18 protein-coding genes are annotated in these 21071 nt (G+C 64.6%); 11 read left to right on the top strand and 7 right to left on the bottom strand.

Translation table 11 applies throughout. The annotated features are described in order from the left end of the window. Positions 1-74 precede the first annotated feature (74 nt). The 8 genes from AAN986_RS23250 to AAN986_RS23215 all read left to right on the top strand — a co-directional run bounded on the left by AAN986_RS23250 (position 75) and on the right by AAN986_RS23215 (position 9220). Positions 75-1391, top strand: coding sequence for a nucleobase:cation symporter-2 family protein (locus AAN986_RS23250; protein ID WP_047217491.1), 1317 nt, complete (start codon positions 75-77; stop codon positions 1389-1391). Between the two features lie 31 nt (positions 1392-1422). After that, on the top strand, positions 1423-1791 hold the full coding sequence (gene arsC / locus AAN986_RS23245; protein ID WP_047217492.1) for an arsenate reductase (glutaredoxin): 369 nt from the start codon (positions 1423-1425) through the stop codon (positions 1789-1791). Positions 1792-1886: 95 nt separating this feature from the next. Continuing rightward, complete coding sequence (locus AAN986_RS23240) at positions 1887-3440, top strand: Do family serine endopeptidase (protein ID WP_016447917.1); 1554 nt, start codon at positions 1887-1889, stop codon at positions 3438-3440. A gap of 287 nt (positions 3441-3727) precedes the next feature. Then, complete coding sequence (locus AAN986_RS23235) at positions 3728-5251, top strand: ATP-binding cassette domain-containing protein (protein ID WP_349335494.1); 1524 nt, start codon at positions 3728-3730, stop codon at positions 5249-5251. Between the two features lie 35 nt (positions 5252-5286). Then, the gene (locus AAN986_RS23230; protein ID WP_012203525.1) at positions 5287-5691 is read left to right on the top strand and encodes a hypothetical protein; all 405 of its coding nucleotides are present in this window, start codon (positions 5287-5289) and stop codon (positions 5689-5691) included. Positions 5692-5888: 197 nt separating this feature from the next. Beyond that, positions 5889-6563, top strand: coding sequence for a response regulator transcription factor (locus AAN986_RS23225; RefSeq protein ID WP_017405435.1), 675 nt, complete (start codon positions 5889-5891; stop codon positions 6561-6563). After that, on the top strand, positions 6560-8020 hold the full coding sequence (locus AAN986_RS23220) for an ATP-binding protein (RefSeq protein WP_047217494.1): 1461 nt from the start codon (positions 6560-6562) through the stop codon (positions 8018-8020). Before AAN986_RS23225 ends, AAN986_RS23220 begins: the two co-directional genes overlap by 4 nt. Positions 8021-8188: 168 nt before the next feature. After that, positions 8189-9220 carry a sensor domain-containing diguanylate cyclase gene (locus tag AAN986_RS23215; RefSeq protein WP_016453209.1) on the top strand — a complete coding sequence of 344 codons (1032 nt, stop codon included), beginning with the start codon at positions 8189-8191 and terminating at the stop codon, positions 9218-9220. A 103-nt stretch (positions 9221-9323) separates the two neighbouring features. Here the strand turns inward: AAN986_RS23215 and AAN986_RS23210 are convergent, their stop codons facing one another. Beyond that, the gene (locus AAN986_RS23210; RefSeq protein WP_047217495.1) at positions 9324-10931 is read right to left on the bottom strand and encodes a methyl-accepting chemotaxis protein; all 1608 of its coding nucleotides are present in this window, start codon (positions 10929-10931) and stop codon (positions 9324-9326) included. Positions 10932-11373: 442 nt separating this feature from the next. On the opposite strand from AAN986_RS23210, the gene AAN986_RS23205 reads away from it, so the two are divergent. Further along, positions 11374-11907, top strand: coding sequence for a DUF2939 domain-containing protein (locus AAN986_RS23205; RefSeq protein WP_047217496.1), 534 nt, complete (start codon positions 11374-11376; stop codon positions 11905-11907). A gap of 32 nt (positions 11908-11939) precedes the next feature. Here AAN986_RS23205 and AAN986_RS23200 read toward each other — a convergent pair whose 3' ends face one another. Together AAN986_RS23200 and yfcF are read right to left on the bottom strand one after the other, a co-directional pair. Further along, complete coding sequence (locus tag AAN986_RS23200) at positions 11940-12164, bottom strand: hypothetical protein (protein WP_026062392.1); 225 nt, start codon at positions 12162-12164, stop codon at positions 11940-11942. Positions 12165-12187: 23 nt separating this feature from the next. Then, entirely contained in the window at positions 12188-12811 is a 624-nt protein-coding gene (yfcF, locus tag AAN986_RS23195; protein WP_047217497.1) for a glutathione transferase, read from the bottom strand. Between the two features lie 707 nt (positions 12812-13518). Here yfcF and AAN986_RS23190 point away from each other — a divergent pair. Further along, a complete protein-coding gene (locus AAN986_RS23190) occupies positions 13519-14157 on the top strand; it encodes a hypothetical protein (protein ID WP_016453214.1) in 639 nt (212 codons plus the stop codon). Between the two features lie 407 nt (positions 14158-14564). Here AAN986_RS23190 and AAN986_RS23185 read toward each other — a convergent pair whose 3' ends face one another. Further along, positions 14565-15224, bottom strand: coding sequence for a hypothetical protein (locus tag AAN986_RS23185; protein WP_047217498.1), 660 nt, complete (start codon positions 15222-15224; stop codon positions 14565-14567). Positions 15225-15330: 106 nt separating this feature from the next. Between AAN986_RS23185 and AAN986_RS23180 the strand changes: the two genes are divergently transcribed. Next, entirely contained in the window at positions 15331-15903 is a 573-nt protein-coding gene (locus AAN986_RS23180) for a helix-turn-helix transcriptional regulator (protein ID WP_225971056.1), read from the top strand. A gap of 19 nt (positions 15904-15922) precedes the next feature. On the opposite strand, the gene AAN986_RS23175 is transcribed toward AAN986_RS23180, so the two are convergent. From AAN986_RS23175 to AAN986_RS23165, 3 genes are all read right to left on the bottom strand, one after another. Further along, entirely contained in the window at positions 15923-16681 is a 759-nt protein-coding gene (locus AAN986_RS23175; RefSeq protein WP_047217499.1) for a DUF2182 domain-containing protein, read from the bottom strand. A gap of 9 nt (positions 16682-16690) precedes the next feature. Then, positions 16691-18187 carry a tyrosinase family protein gene (locus tag AAN986_RS23170; protein ID WP_227468446.1) on the bottom strand — a complete coding sequence of 499 codons (1497 nt, stop codon included), beginning with the start codon at positions 18185-18187 and terminating at the stop codon, positions 16691-16693. Positions 18188-18516: 329 nt separating this feature from the next. Further along, entirely contained in the window at positions 18517-20586 is a 2070-nt protein-coding gene (locus AAN986_RS23165) for an IPTL-CTERM sorting domain-containing protein (RefSeq protein ID WP_241150324.1), read from the bottom strand. Positions 20587-21071: the final 485 nt, after the last annotated feature.

The raw sequence follows: 21071 nt of genomic DNA, 5'->3' as shown, positions 1-21071 counted from the left end.
CCGGCACCACTGCCCCGACATACATACAAGCGCCTCTGAAGAGGCCAACGGCCAGGACACAAGGAGACAAGACAATGGAACAACTGCTTTACAAGGTGGAAGACCGACCGCCAATGCTCATCACCACGGTCCTTCTGTCGCTGCAGCACCTGCTGGCGGCGCTGGGCGGCATCATCGCCGTGCCCCTGGTCTTCGGCGGGGCGCTCAAGCTGCCGGCCGACCAGATCGTGGCGCTGGTGAATGCAGCGCTGCTGGGCTCGGGCGTGGTCACCATCGTCCAGTGCAGAGGGGTGGGGCCCGTGGGCATACGGCTGCCCTGCGTCATGGGCACCAGCTTCGCCTTCGTGGGCGCGGGCATCAGCGTGGGGCTGGAGCATGGTGTGGCCGGCATCCTGGGCTCCTCGCTGGTAGGGTCGCTGGTGATGATCGTGGGCAGCTACTTCATGCCCGTGATCCGCCGCTTCTTCCCGCACACCGTGACCAGCGTGGTCGTGACCATGATCGGCCTGTCGCTGACCCCCGTCGCCGTGGACTGGGCTGCGGGCGGCGTGGGCCGCAGCGACTACGGCGCGATCGGCCACCTGGCCATCGCCGGCTTCGTGCTGGTGCTGGTGATCGGCTTCGTGCAGTGGGGCAGGGGCATCGTCTCTGCCTCGGCCGTGGTGCTGGGCATCGCCTGCGGCTATGTGCTGTGCCTGGCGCTGGGCCTGATCGACTTCACCCAGGTGAGCGAGGCTGCGGTCTTCGCCATCCCGCAGCCGCTGAGCTTCGGCATGACGTTCCCGGTGGCCGGCATCGTCGCCATGTCCATCGCTTTTCTGGTGACCATCGTCGAGACCACGGGCACCTTCATGGCCCTGGGCGCGGCCACGCAGACGCGCATCGACGGCAAGCGCCTGTCCAGCGGCATGCTGTGCGACGGCGTGGGCTCGGCCTTCGCGGCCGTGATGTCCAGCCCTCCGCTGTCCACCTTCGCCCAGAACGTGGGCGTGGTCTCGCTGACCGGCGTGGCCAGCCGCCATGTGGTCATGCTGACGGGCGTCATGCTGCTGCTGGCCGGACTCTTTCCTGTGCTGGGCGCACTGGTGGTGACGATTCCGCAGCCCGTGCTCGGCGGCGCGGGGCTGATGATGTTTGCCATGATCATTTCTGCCGGCATCCGCATGCTCAGCGGCGCCGAGCACTCGCGGCGCGCCAGCCTGATCATCGCGGTCTCGCTGGGCTGCGGCCTGGCGGTCACGGTGCGCCCGGACCTGCTGGCCCGCATGCCTGCCTTCGTGCGCGAAGTCTTCGGTTCGGGCATTACCGTCGGCGCCCTGGTCGCGGTGGGGCTGAACCTGCTGCTGCCCGGCCGCGAGGTCGATGCCCATCCCGAGGAAGCCGTGGCCTGAGACGCATTTTCATGGGCCTACACTGCGGCCCATGAACACCACCGCCCCCCGCACCGACATCACCATCTACCACAACAACCGCTGCAGCAACTCGCGCGGCGCGCTGGCCCTGCTGCGCGACAACGGCATAGAGCCGACCATCGTCGACTACATCGCCCAGCCCCTGGACGCTGAGCAACTGCAGGCCCTGGTCCGGCAGCTGGGCATGCCCGTGCGCGAGCTGCTGCGCAGCAAGGAAGCCGTCTTCGCCGAGCTGGGCCTGGGCGATGCATTGGCCAGCGATGCGCAGTTGATCGCCGCCGTGGCCGAGCACCCGGTGCTGCTCAACCGCCCCATCGTCGTCACGCCCAAGGGCGCGGCGCTGTGCCGCCCGCCGGAGAAGGTGCTGGCGCTGATCTGAGATGCACGGCGAGGCCTCTAAGCCTCGCCTAAGTCTGCCCCTTCAGACTTCTCCCCAACGCAGCAAGGAACGCTGCTTTTGAGGAAAGGTCTGCCATGAACAAGATTCTGTCGACTCCCCGCCGTCTGGTGCTGGCCCTGGTGGCCGCAGGTGCCATCGGCGCCCTGGGCGCCACGGGCGCCGGTCTGGTTGGTGTGGTGCATGGCGATGCGCGTGCCGCCACGTCGCTGTTTGCGCCTGCAGCACAGCCTGCTTCTGCCGCTTCTCCTGCTTCTCCCGCCGGCGCCGTGGCGGCGCCCAACTTTGCCGACATCACGGCGCGCAATGGCGCGGCCGTGGTCAACATCAGCGTGGTCGGCAGCTCGCGTGCCATGGGCGAGGACGGCGACGAGGCCGCAGCGCGCCAGGGGCAGCAGGGCGTGCCGGGCATGGACCCCAACGATCCGTTCTTTGAATTCTTCCGCCGCTTCGGCGTGCCCGGCATGCCGGGCATGGGCCAGGGCCAGCCCCAGCGCGACGTGCCCACGCGCGGCGAAGGCTCGGGCTTCATCGTCTCCAGCGACGGCCTGATCCTGACCAACGCCCACGTGGTGCGCGGCGCCAAGGAAGTGACCGTCAAGCTGACCGACCGGCGCGAGTTCAGCGCCAAGGTGCTGGGCGCCGATCCCAAGACCGACGTGGCCGTGCTGCGCATCGAGGCGAAGAACCTGCCCACGGTGTCGCTGGGCAAGACGGCCGATCTGCGCGTGGGCGACTGGGTGCTGGCCATCGGCTCGCCCTTCGGCTTCGAGAGCAGCGTGACGGCCGGTGTGGTCAGCGCCAAGGGCCGCACCCTGCCGGACGACAGCTTCGTGCCTTTCCTGCAGACGGACGTGGCCATCAACCCCGGCAACTCGGGCGGCCCGCTGTTCAATGCGCGCGGCGAGGTGGTGGGCATCAACAGCCAGATCTACTCGCGTTCGGGCGGCTACCAGGGCGTGTCCTTCGCCATTCCCATCGAGGTGGCCACGCGCGTGCAGCAGCAGATCGTGGCCACGGGCAAGGTGCAGCATGCGCGGCTGGGCGTGGCCGTGCAGGAGGTGAACCAGGCCTTTGCCGATTCCTTCAAGCTCGACCGTCCCGAAGGCGCCCTGGTGTCCAGCGTGGATAAGAACGGCCCTGCCGCCAAGGCGGGACTGGAGCCCGGCGACGTGGTGCGCAAGATCGATGGCCAGCCCATCGTGGGCTCGGGTGATCTGCCGGCCTTTGTGGGCCAGGCGCTGCCGGGCCAGAAGGTCACGCTGGAGATATGGCGCAACGGCGAGGCCCGCACGCTCAGCGCCGTGCTGGGCGATGCCAGCGACAAGGCCGCCAAGGTGGCCAAGGACAAGCCCGACGCCGGCAAGGGCAAGCTGGGCCTGGCCCTGCGCCCGCTGCAGCCCGAGGAAAAGCAGCAGATCGGCGTGAAGGACGGCCTGGTCGTTGCCGACGCCGCAGGCCCGGCGGCCGAGGCCGGCATCACGCAGGGCGATGTGCTGCTGTCCATCAACGGCTCGCCTGCCGGTGATATCGAGGCCGTGCGCGCCGCCATGGCCAAGGCCGGCAAGACCGTGGCCGTGCTGATTTGGCGCGATGGCAACAGGATATTTGTTCCCGTACGTCTCGGGTAAGCGAAAGGAGGTAAGGGACTGAAAAGCACCTGCACACTGAATTGATCGCACAGCCCCGGCACGAATGTGCCGGGGCTTATTGCATGGGGAATTCAACCGGCCAGTGGCTGGCTATTCCTGCATTCGTGCGGCAATGTGATGGTTGTATTCTGTGAATTCGCGTCCTTTTGCGTTAGCGGTGTTTCAAATTGTGACGATTTGAGATAGAGCGAATACGCTTAGACTGCCGGCCCATCCAGGCGGGCGTGCACCGTTCTGGTTTCAGGAAGAAGCGCCCGCAAGGGCCCATGGCAAAACAGGAAGGGCATGCTTTGAAGCAGGACTACAGCTTGCAGGCGGCGGGTTTGGGCGCATCGTTCGGCGCGCGCGTCATCCTGGCTGAGGTGGACTTCACGCTGCCCACCCACGGCATCACGGCCCTGCTGGGCCCCAGCGGCTCGGGCAAGTCCACGCTGCTGCGCACGCTGGCCGATCTCAATGCCGCCAATCCGCGCTTTCGCCGCTGGGGCAGCGTGCGCTACGCGGGCCAGGAATGGACCGGCGCCATGCAGGCGCCGCGCCTGGTGCAGCAGCAGGCCCGGCTGATGATGGCCAGCACCTTCGACGCCATCGTCGAGCTGGCCCGGCCCCGCCTCAAGCTGGTGCCGCATGCGCTGCGCGACTGGTGCCGCGCGCAGGTGCAGGCCTTCGGCTTTCCCGAGCTTGCGCTGATGTTCGACCAGCCGGCGCTGCAGCTGTCCCCCGTGCAGCAGCGTGCCGTGGCCATCCTGCGCGAGGCGCTGGCCGAGCCGGCCCTGCTGATGGTGGACGAGCCCACGGCAGAGCTTGAGGGCTACGAGGCCTTCGTGCTGCTGGAGCTGCTGCGCCAGGTGGCCCAGCGCACGGCCGTGCTGATGAGCACGCACCACCAGCAGCACGCACAGGCCGTGGCGCAGGACATGCTGCTGCTGGCCGGCGGCCGCATTGCCGAGGCGCAATCCATGGAAGCCTTCCAGCGTGCGCCGCTGTCGCTGGCGGGCCAGCAGTTCCTGCGCACCGGCAGCTGTGCCGTGGCCTCGCCCGATGCGCGGGCCGAAGACCTGGAGGAGGGCGTGCCCCTGCCTCCTCCGCTGCCTGCAGCGGCCGTGGCCGCGATCTCCGAATTCCTGTCGGACGCAGTGGCCGCCGAGCCTGCATCCGAGCCCATGCCTGCACCTGAGCCCGTACCCGTCCCTGCGCCGGTACCAGCACCCGCGCCCGCACCTGCACCCGCTGCCGCAGCCCGGCCGCGCGCCGTCAATCCCTCCGTGCTGGTGGACTGGCAGCCGCTGGTGGCCGACCCGCAGGCCGTGCCGGCCAGCCGTGGCCCCAGCGGCTTTGCCTGGCTGGTGCCGGGCCGGCTGGCGGGCGCGCCGCAACCGGGCGTGGTGCAGTCCATGGACTTCGACCTGAAGGCCCTGCGCGGCTGCGGCGTCACCGTGCTGATCACGCTGACCGAAAACGACCTGCCGCAGGAGCCGCTGCAGCGCCATGGCCTGCGCAACCTGCACCTGCCGGTGCGGGACCACGAATCACCGTCGGTGGCCCAGATCCAGATGCTGCTGGCGCGCATGTCGGCCATGCTGCGCGCGGGCGAGGTGCTGGCCGTGCACTGCCTGGCCGGCCTGGGCCGCACGGGCACGGTGCTGGCCGCATGGCTGGTGCGCGAGGGCCTCACCGCCGACGAGGCGCTGCGCCGCGTGCGCCTCATCGATGCCCAGTACGTGCAGTCCCAGGCCCAGGAGGACCTGCTGTATGCGTACGAAGTGGCACTGCTGCTGAAGATGGGCTGACCGATCACATCCATTCACAAAAAAGGAAAGCTGCAATGAGCCTGGATAACGTTTTGAGCGAGGTGGCCGGTTCGGTGCCCGAATGTCTGGCCATCGGCTATGTGGATGCCGCCTCCGGCATGCTGCTGGCCATCCGCACGGTGGACTCGCATCCGCGCGAAGTCATCGATCTCGTGGCCGCTGCCACGGCCGACCTGTTCAACGGCCCCAACGTCTCGATGATCGAGAGCCTGTTCAAGAAGTCGCGCGGCCTCAAGGACGACGGCCACCACTACTTCCAGGAACTCATCGTCAACAGCGACAACCTCATCCACGTCTTCCTGCGCGGCAAGCTCATGCCCGACTACGTGGCCGTCTTCGTCTGCCGGCGCACGGCCAACCTGGGCATGGCGCTGACCAAGGCCCGCATGGCCATGCCGAAGATTGAAGCGGCGGTGTGACCGCCGCTCACCCCCTGAGTCGCTGCGCGCCTTCCCCCTCTCTAATCGCTTCGCGAAGGAGGGGGACGACAGCCTCGCGGCGGGGCGGCGCGGCCGGCTTAGGCCCTTGCTCGCTGCCCCTGACGTTTGAGCGCGCCAGTTTCGGGCGGCATGTGCCTCAGAACTGAGCCAGCCGTCCAGGGAGCTATTCTTCTGCCATGCGCTTACTGCTTGTCGAAGATGACGCCATGATCGGCGAGGCCGTGCAGACCCTGCTGCGCGGCGAGGGCCATGCGGTGGACTGGGTCCGTGACGGCCTGCAGGCCGATGCGGCCCTGTGCCCCGGCCCGGGTGGCGGCCATGGCTATGACATGGTGCTGCTGGACCTGGGCCTGCCGGGGCAGGACGGTTTGCAGGTGCTGCGCCGCCTGCGCGGGCGCCGCGACCGCACGCCGGTGCTGGTGGCCACGGCGCGCGATGCCGTGCGCGACCGCATTGCCGGGCTGGATGCGGGGGCCGACGACTACGTGGTCAAACCCTATGACCTGGACGAGCTGCTCGCGCGGCTGCGTGCGCTGGCGCGCCGGGCGTCGGGCGCAATGGATCCGCTGTACGAGCGCGAAGGCGTGCGGCTCAATCCCGCCACGCGCGAGGCCAGTGTCGAGGGGCGCGACGTGGTGCTCTCCGGCCGCGAATGGGCGGTGCTGGAGACGCTGCTGGCGCGCCCGGGCAGCACGCTGTCGCGCCAGCAGATCGAGGACAAGCTCTACGGCTGGGGCGACGAGGTCAGCAGCAACGCCATCGAGGTCTACATCCACGGCCTGCGCAAGAAGCTGGGCGCGGGGCTGATCCTCAATGTGCGCGGCGTGGGCTACATGGTGCCCAAGCCATGACGGCGCCGGCTTACTCTGTCATCGCCCGGCTGCGCGGCCGCCTGCCCGGCGCACTGGGCACGCGGCTGCTCCTGTTCCTGGGGGCGGCCATCGTGCTCACCGCGCTGCTGCAGGGCCTGCTGGCCTACCGCAACGCGCTGCTGCAGACCGACACCCTGTTCGACTACCAGATGCAGCAGACCGCCTTTGCGCTGCGCGCCGGCCTGCCGGTGGATGCGCGCGGCAGGCCCCAGGGTACGCCGCCCGAGGATGAGAACCACGAATTCATCGTCCAGGTCTGGACCAACGAGGGCCTGCGCATTTTCGAGTCCGCGCTGGGTGCGGCATTGCCGCAGATGGCCGTGCTGGGCTTTGCCGATGTGCCCGCGCGCGGCACCGTCTACCGCGTGTTCTCGCTGCAGACGCGCTCGCAGGTGATCCAGGTGGCGCAGGACATGCGCGTGCGCCGCACGCTGGCGCGCGATGCCGCCTGGCAAAGCCTGCTGCCCATCGCCTTGCTGGCGCCCATGCTGGCGCTGGCCGTGTGGTGGGTGGTGCGCAGTTCGCTGGCGCCCGTGCAGCGCGTGCGCCGCGAGCTGGCCGCGCGCCGCCCGCAGGACCTGGCCCCCGTGCCGGCCGAGGGCCTGCCCGACGAGGTGCGGCCCCTGGTGGCCGAGCTCAACGCGCTGCTGCAGCGCGTGGGCCAGGCCTTCGAGGCGCAGCAGCACTTCGTGGCCGACGCCGCGCACGAGCTGCGCTCTCCGCTGGCCGCGCTCAAGCTGCAACTGGTGGCCTTGCAGCGCGCGCCCGATGCGGCCGCGCATGACGAGGCCGTGCAGCGTCTTTCGGCCGGCATAGACCGGGCCACACGGCTCGTCGAACAATTGTTGACATTGGCGCGGCAGGAAGCCCAAGGCACGGTACAAGGCACGGCCCCAGGCCTGCAAGGCATGCAGGGGCAGCACGGCGCTGCCACGGCTGCACCTGCCGACGTGGACCTGCGCGAGGTGGTGGAGCAGGCCCTGGCGGACCAGGCCGTGGCGGCCCAGCAGCACGGCCTGGACATGGGCCTGAGCGAGTCCCCGCATCTGCGGCAGTCCTTTGCCGTGGCGGGCGACGCACAGGCCTTGCAGATGCTGGTGCGCAACCTGCTGGACAACGCCATCAAGTACGTGCCGCAAGGCGGCCGCGTCGATGTGGGCTGGCGCAGCGATGCCCAGGGCCGCGCGCTGGTGGTCGAGGACTCGGGCCCTGGCATTGCCGAAAGCGAGCGCGAACTGGTGCTGCGGCGCTTTGTGCGTGGGCCCTCTGCGGCTTCAGCGGCTTCTGCGGGCCAGCAGGCGCAGGGCAGCGGACTGGGCCTGGCCATCGTGCAGACCATTGCCCAGCGGCATGGAGCACGCCTGCTGCTCGACCGCTCGCCCACGCTGGGCGGCCTGCGCGTGCAGGTGATATGGCCGCCTGTGTCGGCCTGCTGACAGCGGCGCGTGGCGCGCAGGCTTATCGGCCTGCAGCGCGGCCGGGATGCTTCCCGCCTGCGTCTGGCCGGGTCACAATCCCCAAATTGGTGCCGGCCCGCCTGCCTTCCCATTCCCTCATCAGGCGCGCGGGCAGTCTGCTTCCGTCGTCATTTCGAGAGGTATTTCATGGAGTCCCTTGTCCAGCGCCTGTCCCAGTCCGTGACCCAGGCGCATTCTCTGGAAGAGTTGACGCGGCCCCTGCTGCAAATGCTCGAAGAGAGTACGCATCTGGAGTCCACCTATCTCACCACCATCAACGAAGAACAGGGCCAGCAGCGCGTGCTGTACGCGCGCAACGCGAGCGAGATGCAGATTCCCGAAGGCCTGGTCGTCCCCTGGGGCGACACGCTGTGCAAGCGCGCCCTGGACGAAGGCCGCATGTACACGCCCGATGTCGGTGCCTGCTGGGGCGACTCCGAGGCCGCGCGTGAACTGGGCATTCGCACCTACGCCAGCGCCCCGGTACGCTTTTCCGACGGCCAGCTCTACGGCACGCTGTGCGCGGCCAGCAAGACCTCCCAGGCGTTGAGCACCGAGGCCCAGGGCCTGCTGCGCCTGTTCGCCAACCTCATCGCCGAGCGCGTGGAGCGCGAGCAGCTCATCACCAGCTTGAGCAAGGCCAACCAGGAGCTGGCGGCACTGGCCTTGCTGGACCCGCTGACCGGCCTGCCCAACCGGCGCTGCCTCACCGACGAGCTGGGCCGGCTGATTGCGCGCTGCGCACGCAGCCAGGAATGCGTGGTGGTGGGCTTCATCGACCTGGACCGCTTCAAGAACGTGAACGACGAGCACGGCCACGAGGCCGGCGACGCACTGCTGCGCGCCATGGGAGAGCGCCTGTCCTCCCATCTGCGCAGCGCCGACATGCTGGCGCGCTTCGGCGGTGACGAGTTCGTCTTCATCGGCGTGGGCCCGCTGTTCGGCAGCGAGGCCGACGCCGTATCGCGCGACCTGCAGCAGCGCCTGTCGGAGGCCTCGGTCATGAAGGTCGAGCTGCCCGATGGCAAGACGCTGGACTACGGCGGCGCCAGCGTGGGCGTGGTCTGCCTGCGGCCGGACTCCATTGACGCCGACGACGCGCTGCAAAAGGCCGATGCGGCCATGTACCGCGTCAAGATGGCGCGCAGCCGCGGCGCCAGGGGCACCGCGCTGCATTGAGCTGGCCGCAGGCACTGGTCCGGCGGCCAGGGCCTGTTGCTGCCTTGCTCTGGCCTGTCTGGCGGCTTCTCGCGCGCGCTCTTCGCTCTTGTTTCTTTCCGTCTCAGCCTGCTGCCAGCATGGGCTGCCTGCGCTGCAGCTCCACGGCGGCATGCTGATGGCCGCTTGCCGCCTCCAGCTTGAAGGCGCCCACCGTGCGCACCAGGTCGCCGGCCTGGCCGCGCAGGCTGGAGGCCGCGGCGGCCATCTCCTCCACCAGTGCCGAGTTCTGCTGGGTGGCCTGGTCCATCTGCGTGACCGCCTGGCCGATCTGGGCCACGCCCGAGCTTTGCTCGGAACTGGCGGCGCTGATCTCGCCCATCAGGTCCGTCACGCGGCGTATGGCGTCCACCACCTCGGCCATGGTCGTGCCGGCCTGGTCGGCCAGCGCGCTGCCGTTGTGCACGCGGCTGGTGCTGTCGGTGATGAGCTGCTTGATCTGCTTGGCGGCCTCGGCGCTGCGGCTGGCCAGGCCGCGCACCTCGGTGGCCACCACGGCAAAGCCCCGGCCCTGTTCGCCGGCGCGTGCCGCTTCCACGGCCGCGTTCAGCGCCAGGATGTTGGTCTGGAAGGCAATGCCATCGATCACGTTGATGATGTCGGCGATCTGCCGGCTCGATTCGCTGATGCCGCGCATGGTATCGACCACCTGCCGCACGACTTCGCCGCCCTGCTCGGCCACGGTGGAGGCGCCCAGGGCCAGCTGGTTGGCCATCTGTGCGTTGTCGGCGTTCTGGCGCACGGTGGAGCTGAGCTGCTCCATGGAGGCTGCCGTCTGCTGCAGCGCGCTGGCCTGGCTTTCGGTGCGCGAGGACAGGTCCTGGTTGGCCTGCGCGATCTGCCCGCTGGCCGCTGCCACGCTGACCGATCCCTGGTGCACCTGGCGCACCACGCCGCGCAGCCCCTCCTGCATGGTCTGCAGCGCGCGCAGCAGCATGGACACCTCGTCCTTGCCGCGCACATCGATGTGCCGCGTCAAGTCCCCCGCCGCCACGGCATCGGCTGTGTGAATGGCCAGGCGCAGAGACCGCGCCATGTTGCGGATGATGGACCAGCCCAGCAGCACCCCGAGCAGCACGCCCGCGATGATGGAGCCCACGGCCACGGCAAAGATCACCTGGTAGAGCGACTGCGCGGCGTCGTACTCCTCCTTGGCGACGCGGGTCTGCAGCCCGGTCAACTGCACGATCACATCACGCAGCGGCGCGTACAGCGCCTCGTCCTTGTCGATCAGCAGCTGCCGGGCCAGCTCCAGGTCACCGGACAGCAGCGCCTGCTGGGCCGGCTTCAGAAAGCCCTGCAGGAACAGCGCGCGCACGGCCTCGAAGCGGTCGGCCAGCTGCGCCTCTTCCTCTGTCATCCGGGTCTGGCGGAACGAGGCCCAGGCCTTGTTCACGTCGTTGATGTTGGTCTGTATCTCCTGCTGCTTTTGCTGCGTGTATTCGGGCAGGTGCACGGCAATGGCGCCCGAGACCGCATTGCGGTTGCGCAGCAGCAGGCGCTGCACTTCCAGCAGATCGCCCAGTGCGACCAGGCGCTCTTCATAGACCACCTTGAATCGGCGGTTGGACTCGCTGATTCCATAAAGCCCGAAAGCGCCGATCACGATCATGAGCAGTGAGAGAAAACCAATCAAGGCGGTCAGGCGAGTCGATAACTTGAAATTATTCATACTGCGTCCTTTGCATGCATTGCGGATGGTTGGTGGGTACTCGCGTTGTCAGGCCGCCCCGTGATGGCTCACATCTCTCGCAAAAAGAACTCGGTCGTGAAAATGAGATTTCATTCACGGTAAATGCCCGGTCTGCACAAAGGCTCACAGGCATCCGGAAACGGCGATGCTGGCTTGCCGATGGCCTGCGTGGCCAATGGCGATCCATGTTGTATTGGTTTGTAAACTATTTGTTACAAACTATAGTATGAATCGGATGGAGCAGGCAATACCAGCTTTTCAGGTATTCGCCCTGGCCTGATAGGGGTTCTCTGCCCATTGCTGCGGCAGGAAGAGACGGCCTGTTCTCTTGACCGTCCCTGGCCGGCGCCGCGCGCCGGACGGGCCCGCCTAGAATCCGCGTTTGCGCGTGGCCGCTGGCACGCTTTCACGAAAGAGATCCATGAAACCCAAAACACTGGCCGGTGCGCTGGCCGCCCTCTGCGTGGCTGCGGCCGGACTGCTCTATGCATCGCCCTATATCGCCCTGCACCAGATCGGCAAGGCCGTGGAGCGCCGCGACGCCCAGGCCCTGTCCGGCTACGTGGACTTCCCTGCGCTGCGCGAAAGCATCAAGGGCCAGATGATGGCCAGGCTGCAATCCCAGATGGGCGGCTCGGGCGACAGCGCCTCCAACCCCCTGGCCGGCTTTGGCCAGCAACTGGCCCAGGGCCTGGTCAGCCAGTTCACCGAGGCGCTGGTCTCGCCCGACGGCGTCATGCTCATGCTGGAAAAAGGCAAGCCCGGCAAACCTACGGACGTGGCCGCCGCAGGCGTGGGCGTGGACACCCAGGGCGGGCCGCCGCGCAAGGACTACTCCGTGGAGTACCAGGGCTGGTCCAAGGTCTTCGTGCACCCGCGCGGCGAGCCGGGCGGCTTTATCTTCAGGCGCGAAGGCCTGATGGGGTGGAAGCTGGTGGCCGTGAAGATGGATTGAGGGGCGCGGGCAGGTGCCAGCACCCTGGCGCCTCAGCCTTGATGCAGCACCTTCATCACATGGCGCTTGCCCAGCCGCAGCGCACGGGCATCGGCCTCCTGCCGCGTGTCGCAGCCCTGGTCTTCGGTGACCGCTCCCAGGGCCTTGCCGCTGGCCACCTCCAGCAGCGTGGCGCGGGGCAGCCAGGCGCCGGGCGTGACATCGCTGGGCAGTGATGCTGGCGTGATCCGCACGCCCATGTAGAGAAGACTGTCCATGGCCTGCCAATATCCCGGGGGGCTCAGCCTGCCAGCGGCGGGCGCGGCAGGGCCAGCCACTGCTGGATGGCGGGGTGCTGCCACTGCCGGCGCGCATAGGCGGCCAGCAGCGCAGGCACGGCGTCGCCGTTGAGCACCAAGCGGTTGAGCATCAGCGCAAGGTCCACATCGGCAATCGACCATGGGCCGGCGATGTGGTCGCCCTCCGAGCGGATGAAGGCTCCGGCCACCGAAAACAGCTTGCGCGCCGCCGCCTGGCCCGCATCCGACAGCGGCGTGGGCGTGGGGCGGTAGAACACCACCTCGGTGCTGCGCTCCGAGCGCAAGGCCATTAGATCGCTGCGCAGCCAGGCCTGGACCTGGCGCACACGGGCGCGCGCCTGCGCATCCTGGGGGTAGAGCGGTGCGCCGCCAAAGCGGTCCTGCAGGTACTCGCAAATCGCCGAAGACTCCGACAGGCTGAAATCGCCGTCCACCAGCGTGGGCACCCGTGCCGTGAGCGATGCCGCCACATAGTCCGCCCCGGTGTTCTGTCCCGCCGAAAGGTCCAGCGTGCGCAGCTCGAAGTCAATCCCCTTGACCTTCAGCGACACGAACACGGACAGGGCATAGGGAGAGGCGAATTGCGAATCGGCGTACAGCAGCATGAGGGCCTTTCAGGGGGACTGCATCGGTGATTGGGGCACTGATGGTAGCTGAGCACTCGGGGCCTATGGCCCGAGTAGGCAGTCTGCCTCACCTTGTGACTCCGATTGTCCAAGTCAGCCTCGCCGACTGGCCCACGCCATGAACTTTGCCAACCGGTGGGCACTGTACATGGATCGGCAGCATCGGTCAGAAGGTTAAGGGTCCTCTGCACAGATCAAAAACGATCTGCTACGCACCATTCATCACAACACTGTCCAGACAGCCAGTCGCCTGTAAGTCGTTGCGATTGCAACGATAGATAGTTCATGCCTGAAGTTGGCTGTCACAGAAAAAGTCGATTTTTGCAGAGGATTCCTAAGAAAATTCTTAAACTATCGATAGCCTGTTTGCACGCATTTATTGCATCTATAGAATTTCCCTATAGCATTGGGCCAGCCCCTAAAAATCAGTAGCCGTACGCTGACTCCAGCTGCGCCGGTCCGCTCTTGGCGGATGGTCACGCCAGAACAATGCCGCCCACCTTTGGAGTTGGGTTTTTGGTGCTTTTGATTATCCAGTTCTCAGCTTTTCCCAAGCTGGAGTTTTAGGATTCAATTGATTGGACCATGTTCCCTCTCGAAGGCTGCTTGGCGCAAGTTGAGCAACTCGCCTGTATTAAATCAATAGGCGATATTTCTATGGTTCTTAATCTTTCTGGGGGAGAATTATGAAAAGTTTACTTGTTTTTTTCTTTGTAATATTGAGTGCGATTTTTCCTGATACCGTCCTGGCGAATGAAGAGGTCGTGCAGGTAAAAATATCCACTCATTTCAAGGGTGAGGTGGTTAAAAGGAGTGCCGTCGTGGGTTTGGGTGATTCAATAAAGCTCACATCCAGTCAAGAAGGAATGATTGTTGCTATAGAATATGTGATAAAAAATATTCAAGTGAATAATTTGAAGAAATATAGCTTATCTGCGACTTTATACTCTGGTGTAGAGGGTGGTGAAACTTGGTTGTCCAAGCGCGATATTTTTGCAGTTGTGGAAAAATCAGTTCCTGCCTTTTTCAGACTTGACGAAGCATCTGACGAGATGCAGGTGGAGGTAACCATAGCTGACATCCAGGACGAAGAGGGATACTTGAAAAATATGCCTAGAAAAACCTGCGATTTGAGCTTGGAAAGTCCTATTGTCCTGAAATCTCAGAGTGCATCAGGAACGTATGGCTGCTGCGATATTCGTTGCCAATCTCTTAATGGAACCTGTTGTGGCGCAATTATGTGCTGTCTCAGGGATCCCGATAGCTATCCAGTTTGGCAAAATGATATTGCGCATGATTGCTGCTGTTATCCACCTCAATATTAAGCAAAGATAGCATAAGGAACTCATTTACCGTCCAGCACGAGCGCCCCGAACCAACCCTAGCCGCCCGCCTGTACCAAGAGTTCCAGCGCTTGAACTTCACCGAATGGCCCACAAAGCCGGCCAGGACCAACGGACCCTGAAGCAGTCCGAGTCCGGCGACCTTGTCCCTGACGCCACGGCGTTGCAGCAACTGCACCTTGCTGGAGTCGATATTGGCTAGGTGCTGTTGTCTCTGCGCTCCGCCACGCCCGACGCCGATGTGCAGACGCGGCTTGCGCGTGGCGAGGCCTTTGTGGGTCGGTGTGGCGTGGCAGGCCTCGCAGGCGCAGGACACGCGGCTGGGCGAAGTGCGCGAGGCCGTGCTGCGGCTGGAGAACGTGGTCGTTCAGGGCTGATCCGCACCCGGTTCACCCCGGGCGGCCCATGCCGCCTTCAAAGACATCGCGCACGTCACGAAAGGTCTGTGAACCCCATTCATCACGGTGCTCGCCATGCAGGGCGGCCGCCACGTAAACGATCTCCGACAACTGCGAGATGCGTGCCGCCATGCCGTGCGCCACGATATGGCTCTCCGTGTTCTGGTAGTCGCCCATTTGCATCAGCACCTGCGCCAACTGCTGGACCTCGTAGTTGGCCTCGCGGGCCAGTTCGCGCCACTGCGATGGCGTTGCACCGGTGTCCAGCCTCGCTTGCAATTCGTACAGCGTGGTGCGCGGAAACACGATCCCGTCCACCGGCGTCTCTGATATCTGAGCCAGCGCCTGGGCCGCTACTGCCAGCAGGCGGGTGCGTGGGCCTGACTCCGCATCGCCGGGCACCAGCCGCGCCGAATTGATGCAGGCGGCCACGTCAAACGCCGTGTTCTGCAGATCGCACGTCGAGCCGGGCTGCGCCGCGTGGCGTGCCACATCGCTGGCGATGCGCAGCAGGCGGTCGGACTCCCCGCTGTGCCGGTGCTTCTCGTCGGTCATCGCGGCCTGCGTGAGTGCTTCAGCGGCCTGCAGGAACAGCGCGCGGTCCGCCTTGGCGAGCTTCTTGCGCGACGGTTTGGCGGCGGAGTGCTTCATGGACCTCCTTCGTGCAACGTACAGGCGCGCAAAGGAGCCGCCTGAGGGGTCAGGTAGTATTTGAAGTCAAGGTCTACAAGGTACATCGACTATTGCACGGAAATCCGTGGTCGTCAACAAGATGAATGCAGAAATCCGTGTAATTTTTGGTGAACGCCTTCGTCAGGAGCGCGAGCGTCTCGGCCTGTCTCAAGCGGACATGGCCAAGCTGGGCGGCACCAAAATGCGCACTTATCAGGACTGGGAGCGTGACGTGGCAACCGTCAGCGCCGAGTTTCTTGCACGGATTTCTGCGCATGGCCTGGACATTTCCTTTGTGCTGACCGGCCTCCGCTCGTTTGACCCGAACGCCATCCAGCATGAGCGCCCCGAACCCACCCTTGCCGCCCGCCTGCAACAGGAACGCCAGCGCCTGAACCTCAGCGAAGCCGAACTCGCCCGCAAGGCCGGCCAAGCCAAACAGGTCCTGCAGCAATTCGAGTCCGGCGCACTCGTCCCCGACGCCACGGCGCTGCAGCAATTGCACCTTGCCGGCGTCGATATCGGCTACGTGCTGCTGTCCCTGCGCTCCCATGCGCCCGACGCCGATGTGCAGGCACTGCTGGCGCATTACGGCAAGGCGACGGACGCTGGGCGTGCGCTGGTGCGAGGGGTGGCGGAGCTGGCCGGGCGGGGGTGAGGTTCACCCTCCACAGGGTTCAGTGTCTTGTCGCCCGGCCCAGCGACGTGCGCGGCTTGCCGTGCAGAAGGCGCCGCAGGACATAGGGCAGGCGCCAGGCGGGCCGCAGCGATGGGCCTGTGCGCTCGACAAAAAGCAAAACGGCAGCAACAGCCATGGCCGGCAGGTGCCAGGCCGCGGGAAAGGCGAAGGGCGCCAGCATCCACGGCCAGCATGCCGTGGCGCATGCCACGCCGGTTCGCAGTCCGTGCTGCAGGCTGTCCCGGTTGGCCGTGGGGCCGCTGGCGGCCACGGGGTACAGCCTGTGGCAGGCATTGTGGGCGCGTGTTCCTGCGGGCGATGAACTCCACAGGACCGCCACGGCAATGCAGGCAAGAATGAGCGCGGGATGCGCTGCTGCGTGCAAGAGGGCGGCAAGCGGCACCATGACCAGCCCGGCCGCCACCCACACCAGCGCATAGCCCGCAAGCAGCAGGCCCGCCGCCAGCAGGCGCCGGCGGGCCACGCTCGATCGCATGGCGTGGCGCACCTGCCGCAGTGCCAGCAGCGGCATCATGGCCAGGACCATGGCCAGCCATCCCACACCGAGGATGCCGAGCGTGTGCCCGTCCAGCACCAGCGGCGACAGGTCGGCCAGCGTGACCGAGGACAGCGAGCCGCACAGCGACAGGCCGGGCGTGGCGGGCGGGCTGATGGCCAGGCTGATGAAGCCTGCCCCCGACACGGCCATCAGTGCTGGCGCGGGAGCGGTCCGCAGGTCTCTCAGCAGCGCGTCCATACGCGGGCCTTAGCGGGTGGCGTCCTGTGCGACCACGCTCACGCGGTCCACGGTGATTTCGCGCCCGGGGTCGGCTTCGGGCTGTTCGATGGCCACGTTCAACTGGTCCAGACTGCCGCCTGCGTCCAGGATGGCCTGCGTGGCATCGGTGATGTCGATGGTGGCGCCCAGTCCGTTGCCTCCATGCGGTCCGTCGCTGGCCGAGGCCTTGGCCAATCCGAACAGGGCGACGGTGTCTGCATGCCGTGCCGCCGCCCCGGGCGAGCCGATGGAGACCGTCAGCACGCCGCTGGGCGCATTGCCGCGAATGCCTTCCAGGTGAAGAAAGTAGCGCTGTGGCCGCGGCAGCGCGGCGCCTGCCTGTAGCAACTCGACCTTTGCGGCACCGGGGTCCGCGATCGATACGGTGGTCAGCCGCGGCGTGCGGCCCACGATGACCCGCTCCGCATTGGAGCCCAGTACACGCGGCGCGGGCGGCGGGACCGTCGAGAATTCTGCGGGCATGTCGATCTCCTGCGGTGTGAGGCCTGCCGTGCTGGCCGTGAGCGTGGTGGCGCCCGTGCCGCTGGTCAGATTGTCATAGTCAGGGGCCAGCGCACCGCCCGGCAGGGTTTCACCCGGATCATAGGAGGCCAGCTTTCCTTCGGTGTCCGGCATGACGAAGCCGCGGCCGGCAGGGCCGTTGCTCCAGGCGGCGCTGTTGTCCTGGATGTTGCCGGGCTGGGTCAGCCAGGCTGCCCAAAGCCGGTCCACATTGCAATGGTGCACCCAGAAAATCGGGTCCAGGGCGGCATAGTCGGGGTCTGACATGAATCCATAGGGCTCCTGCAGTCCGCCGACCATGATGTGAACCAGATTGTGCGGATTGGATTCAATGGCGCCAGTGTCGCTGCCGTCATGGGAAAAGGCGGTGATGCCACCGCCGTATTCCAAGGTGCCGGGTGCGCTGGTGAAGCGGTGGTAGTCCTGGCAACCCAGCGTGATATCACGGGGAATGTCAGGCGTTGGTCCCAGGCGCTTTGACCCATTGCGCCTGGCCTTGGCCAGGAAATTGGGAGAACCATCCGGCAATTTCTCTTCCAGGAAAGCCTGGGGTATGTTGCGTGCGGCCTGATTGCTGGAATTCAGGTAGTTCCAATAGGGAAGCGCCCAGTCCGCAGGACCGCCAAGCTCCTTGACGGTCTTCGCCACAATGGCTTCGAATGCGGCGAGATAGCCGCGATGCCAGGGAAGAAAGTACCAGGTGCCATGCTGGCATTGGTCCCACATCTCCTCGGTTTCGGAGGTGGGTGGCAAGGGGTCCTTGGCCGAAAGCACGCCGGCACTGATCCAGCCGCTCTTGTTGATGCCATGAATGGCGGCAAGATATCTCCAGCTGGTCCTGTCCGTAATGGGAAGAGAGTAAAGGTGCCCCACGGCCTTGGAATACCAGATCAGCGTTTCATTCCAGACAGTTCCACCTTGATTGACATCACGACGAATTCCAGTCATTGCGTTCTCCTCCATGAAAGTTGGAGACTGGAGTGTATGAAGGCGGATTTTATTTTGCAAGGAATTGTTTTTTTATTGTGTCGGGTAGGGCATTTCAATTGATATTGAGATCGCATTCACATTGCGATCATCTCAATGGGATTGAATTGAGGATTTCCAGTATTGACCCATGGTAGGCATTGAGTCAGCTGACGGTGACGATTTTTTGTGTTGGAGCCGGGTTCTGGGTTCTTGCCATGGAGCTATCAAGGAAATGCATTGAGGGACGGCAGAGAGCGGTAAGCCCGGTTGCTCGTTTCGCGGCCGGTGAAATGAAAAAAGCCACCCGAAGGTGGCTTTTGTTTTCAGCCCTGGCGGCGGCGCATTCTTGCGATGCCGAACATGGCCAGAAGGGACGACAGCGCGATGATGCCCCATTCAGACAGGGTGGGAATCGCCGCAGTGCTGGCGGGTGCTGCCAGCAGTGCAAAGCCTCCCGGATCCTGGATGGATTGGTTGGCTATGCCGTCGTTGTCGCCGAGCCCGCCGTCGGTCAGCGTCAACGTGGCGCTCAGCCGGTCCGATGCCAGCACAGCACGGTTGGCAGGCAGTTGGTACCAGTGTGGTTGAGCACATGCTGCGCCTTGGCAGTTGAAACCATCAGGGCTGGGGCCGTACTTCATGTATACCGCGCCTGCAGGCACCGGTGTGCTGAAGTTCAGGGTGACGGTTGCATCGCTGCCCAGGTTGCCGCTGCTGAGATTCAGCGAGAGCAGTCCAGAGGGGAAAGTCACGCCTTGCGGAGCGGTCGCGGGTGGCGTGGTGCTGAAGCTGGCGTTGCTCACCTGCCAACCGTTGGCTGTCTGCAGTGCGACCATTGCCTTGCTACCTCCAGCGGTGGACCAGGGGGCTTCGCAGCTGTTGGCGCTGCCGCCGTTCAAGCCCTGGCACTGCCAGGTGTATTTGCCACTGGCGCTGGAGATCGCCGTAGCCGTGCCCGCGCTGCACAGGCCCGCTGCAGGGGCCAATGCCGTGGCTTGGCCCGCCGCCGTGCCACAAGCGCCAGCGACTGGCACCTGTACATCAACGTTGTGCACGGTTCCTGTCGCGAAGCCCCCTGCAATGGGCTTGGCTGCTGCGGTGCTCTCGATGCCGGTGCCGCTGCTGTTGAGGTCCAGGCGCAGGCTGCCCGTGCCGCTGATGGCAGTGACGGGTACAGTCCATGTGATGCCGTTGTCGGCACTGGATGGCGTGCCCATCGTGCCGGTGGCGGTGCCTGTAGTGGTCAGCGCGAAATCGGTGCCATCCACTCCGTTGACCGCTTCGCTGAAGGTCACTGCGAAATTGATGCTTGTGGCGCTGGCTGATGGTGTGCCCTGCGGGGCAATCGATGCCACCGAGGGTCCACCCGGCGTGGCACTGGCGACGACGTTGCCGAGGAAGTCACCCCAGATCCAGAAAGAAGAGGCGCCGGCTGCGGCAGATATCGTCTTGGTTTCCGTATCGGTGGCGACATCAATGACATGGACTGTGCCATTCGATGTAATGGCATACAACGCCGCATCGTTTGCCGAGATACCAAGCCCTGTAATGGTAGATGCTGGACCGTTCAGTGTGATCGAGGTTTGCGTTGAGGTGTTAGCAGTGTCAACAATGTGGAGTACATTATTTCCTCCTCCGACATACAGCTTGCTGCCATTTTTGCGTACTGCGACTTTACTAGCGGCACCTTGAAGTCCAGTTATTGGTATCTGAGTAACCGAATTATCCGATAAGTTAAGCAGATAAACAATTGGGGCTGAATTGTTGGAAGCGTAAAGCTTTCCGCTGCCTGTGGGGTCATAAGCTAACCCATAACCATTAGTGGTGGTATTTGGGAACGTGGACAACGTGTTAGTTGCTGTGTCCAGTTTTTGGATTACCCCAGAATCGCACCGTACGTAAAGCGATGCGCCATCAGCGCTTAGTGCAGAGGCGATGGTCTGGCATCCGGTGCTCAGGCTGTTCGTTATCTGTTTTGTGGTGGCGTCAATGACATGCAGCTTTTGACCGGAGTAGTCACTGACATAAGCTATTGCGCCATTTAAAGAAAAAGTTATGGCTACAGAGCCTCCAGTACCATTGATTACTGTCTTCAGTGTGTTGTTTGTCGTGTCAATGACGCCTAGTTTGTTGTTTGATAGATATTGCCCGAACCACGACTCATTGTTGGCGCCTGGTCGCAATGCAAGAGTGTAGATGTTATTATTTAACGTTGCGTCCATGCTTGCTGGACTTAATGTGGTGGAAAGTTCGCCAGTCGCGGTATTGATGACCGAAATTGTTCTGCTGCCTGAATTGGGAATGTAGGCGTAATCGGCGGCGCTTACGGCACAGGCAATGAGTGAGAGCGAAGCGGCGGCGAGGACGTGCTGCGAAGAACGGCGCTTAATCATGTGTGGACACCTTTGAGGAAAACCCCTGAAAGCTTGCAATGCACGCCTTGAGGATTGGGGAGGCTGGAAAGAAGAATTGCTTAGACCGGAGGTTTGGGCCTTGGTCTCATAGTGAGATTTTTGCTACAAATTAGAACAAAAAGAAACATTCTGAATCTGAGCAAGTCTGAGCAGATCGCGTTACCAGGCGCGTCATCAGGGGGTGCTGGGGTAGGAGAGAGTCCCCCCCAGTTGTTGTGTTTTTGCTGCAGGTGCAGGGTCCTGCGGCCATTGAGTCTCCATGCTGCGGTAGTCGGGCAAAGGCTCCATCCAATTCATGCCAAACCGCAAGCGACTCAGTCCGCGTGCTTGATGGGTGCGCCGAGGCTGCAGCAGCTCGTCAGCCTGTGCTATCGGTTCCGTACATAGGACTGGCTCTGGACGATCGCCCCGAACGGGAGCGGGGCGAATCGCGATCTATGACGGTGTGCGATGCAAAAAAGCCC

Origin of the sequence: Delftia sp. DS1230 (assembly GCF_040112715.1) — a bacterium.
In the GTDB taxonomy this organism is placed as follows: Bacteria; Pseudomonadota; Gammaproteobacteria; order Burkholderiales; family Burkholderiaceae_C; genus Comamonas; species Comamonas tsuruhatensis.
The sequence above is the reverse complement of the archived record's forward strand: the minus strand, read 5'-3'. Positions and strand labels throughout refer to the sequence as shown.

Excerpts from the sequence above, each read along its gene's own strand:
- AAN986_RS23210 (WP_047217495.1), bottom strand. The coding sequence starts at position 10,931 with ATGAATAATTTCAAGTTATCGACTCGCCTGACCGCCTTGATTGGTTTT.
- AAN986_RS23250 (WP_047217491.1), top strand. The coding sequence starts at position 75 with ATGGAACAACTGCTTTACAAGGTGGAAGACCGACCGCCAATGCTCATC.
- AAN986_RS23165 (WP_241150324.1), bottom strand. The coding sequence starts at position 20,586 with ATGATTAAGCGCCGTTCTTCGCAGCACGTCCTCGCCGCCGCTTCGCTC.
- AAN986_RS23205 (WP_047217496.1), top strand. The coding sequence starts at position 11,374 with ATGAAACCCAAAACACTGGCCGGTGCGCTGGCCGCCCTCTGCGTGGCT.
- AAN986_RS23240 (WP_016447917.1), top strand. The coding sequence starts at position 1,887 with ATGAACAAGATTCTGTCGACTCCCCGCCGTCTGGTGCTGGCCCTGGTG.
- AAN986_RS23230 (WP_012203525.1), top strand. The coding sequence starts at position 5,287 with ATGAGCCTGGATAACGTTTTGAGCGAGGTGGCCGGTTCGGTGCCCGAA.
- AAN986_RS23215 (WP_016453209.1), top strand. The coding sequence starts at position 8,189 with ATGGAGTCCCTTGTCCAGCGCCTGTCCCAGTCCGTGACCCAGGCGCAT.
- AAN986_RS23185 (WP_047217498.1), bottom strand. The coding sequence starts at position 15,224 with ATGAAGCACTCCGCCGCCAAACCGTCGCGCAAGAAGCTCGCCAAGGCG.
- AAN986_RS23200 (WP_026062392.1), bottom strand. The coding sequence starts at position 12,164 with ATGGACAGTCTTCTCTACATGGGCGTGCGGATCACGCCAGCATCACTG.
- AAN986_RS23220 (WP_047217494.1), top strand. The coding sequence starts at position 6,560 with ATGACGGCGCCGGCTTACTCTGTCATCGCCCGGCTGCGCGGCCGCCTG.
- AAN986_RS23170 (WP_227468446.1), bottom strand. The coding sequence starts at position 18,187 with ATGGAGGAGAACGCAATGACTGGAATTCGTCGTGATGTCAATCAAGGT.
- yfcF (WP_047217497.1), bottom strand. The coding sequence starts at position 12,811 with ATGCTGCTGTACGCCGATTCGCAATTCGCCTCTCCCTATGCCCTGTCC.
- AAN986_RS23190 (WP_016453214.1), top strand. The coding sequence starts at position 13,519 with ATGAAAAGTTTACTTGTTTTTTTCTTTGTAATATTGAGTGCGATTTTT.
- AAN986_RS23235 (WP_349335494.1), top strand. The coding sequence starts at position 3,728 with ATGGCAAAACAGGAAGGGCATGCTTTGAAGCAGGACTACAGCTTGCAG.
- AAN986_RS23175 (WP_047217499.1), bottom strand. The coding sequence starts at position 16,681 with ATGGACGCGCTGCTGAGAGACCTGCGGACCGCTCCCGCGCCAGCACTG.
- arsC (WP_047217492.1), top strand. The coding sequence starts at position 1,423 with ATGAACACCACCGCCCCCCGCACCGACATCACCATCTACCACAACAAC.
- AAN986_RS23225 (WP_017405435.1), top strand. The coding sequence starts at position 5,889 with ATGCGCTTACTGCTTGTCGAAGATGACGCCATGATCGGCGAGGCCGTG.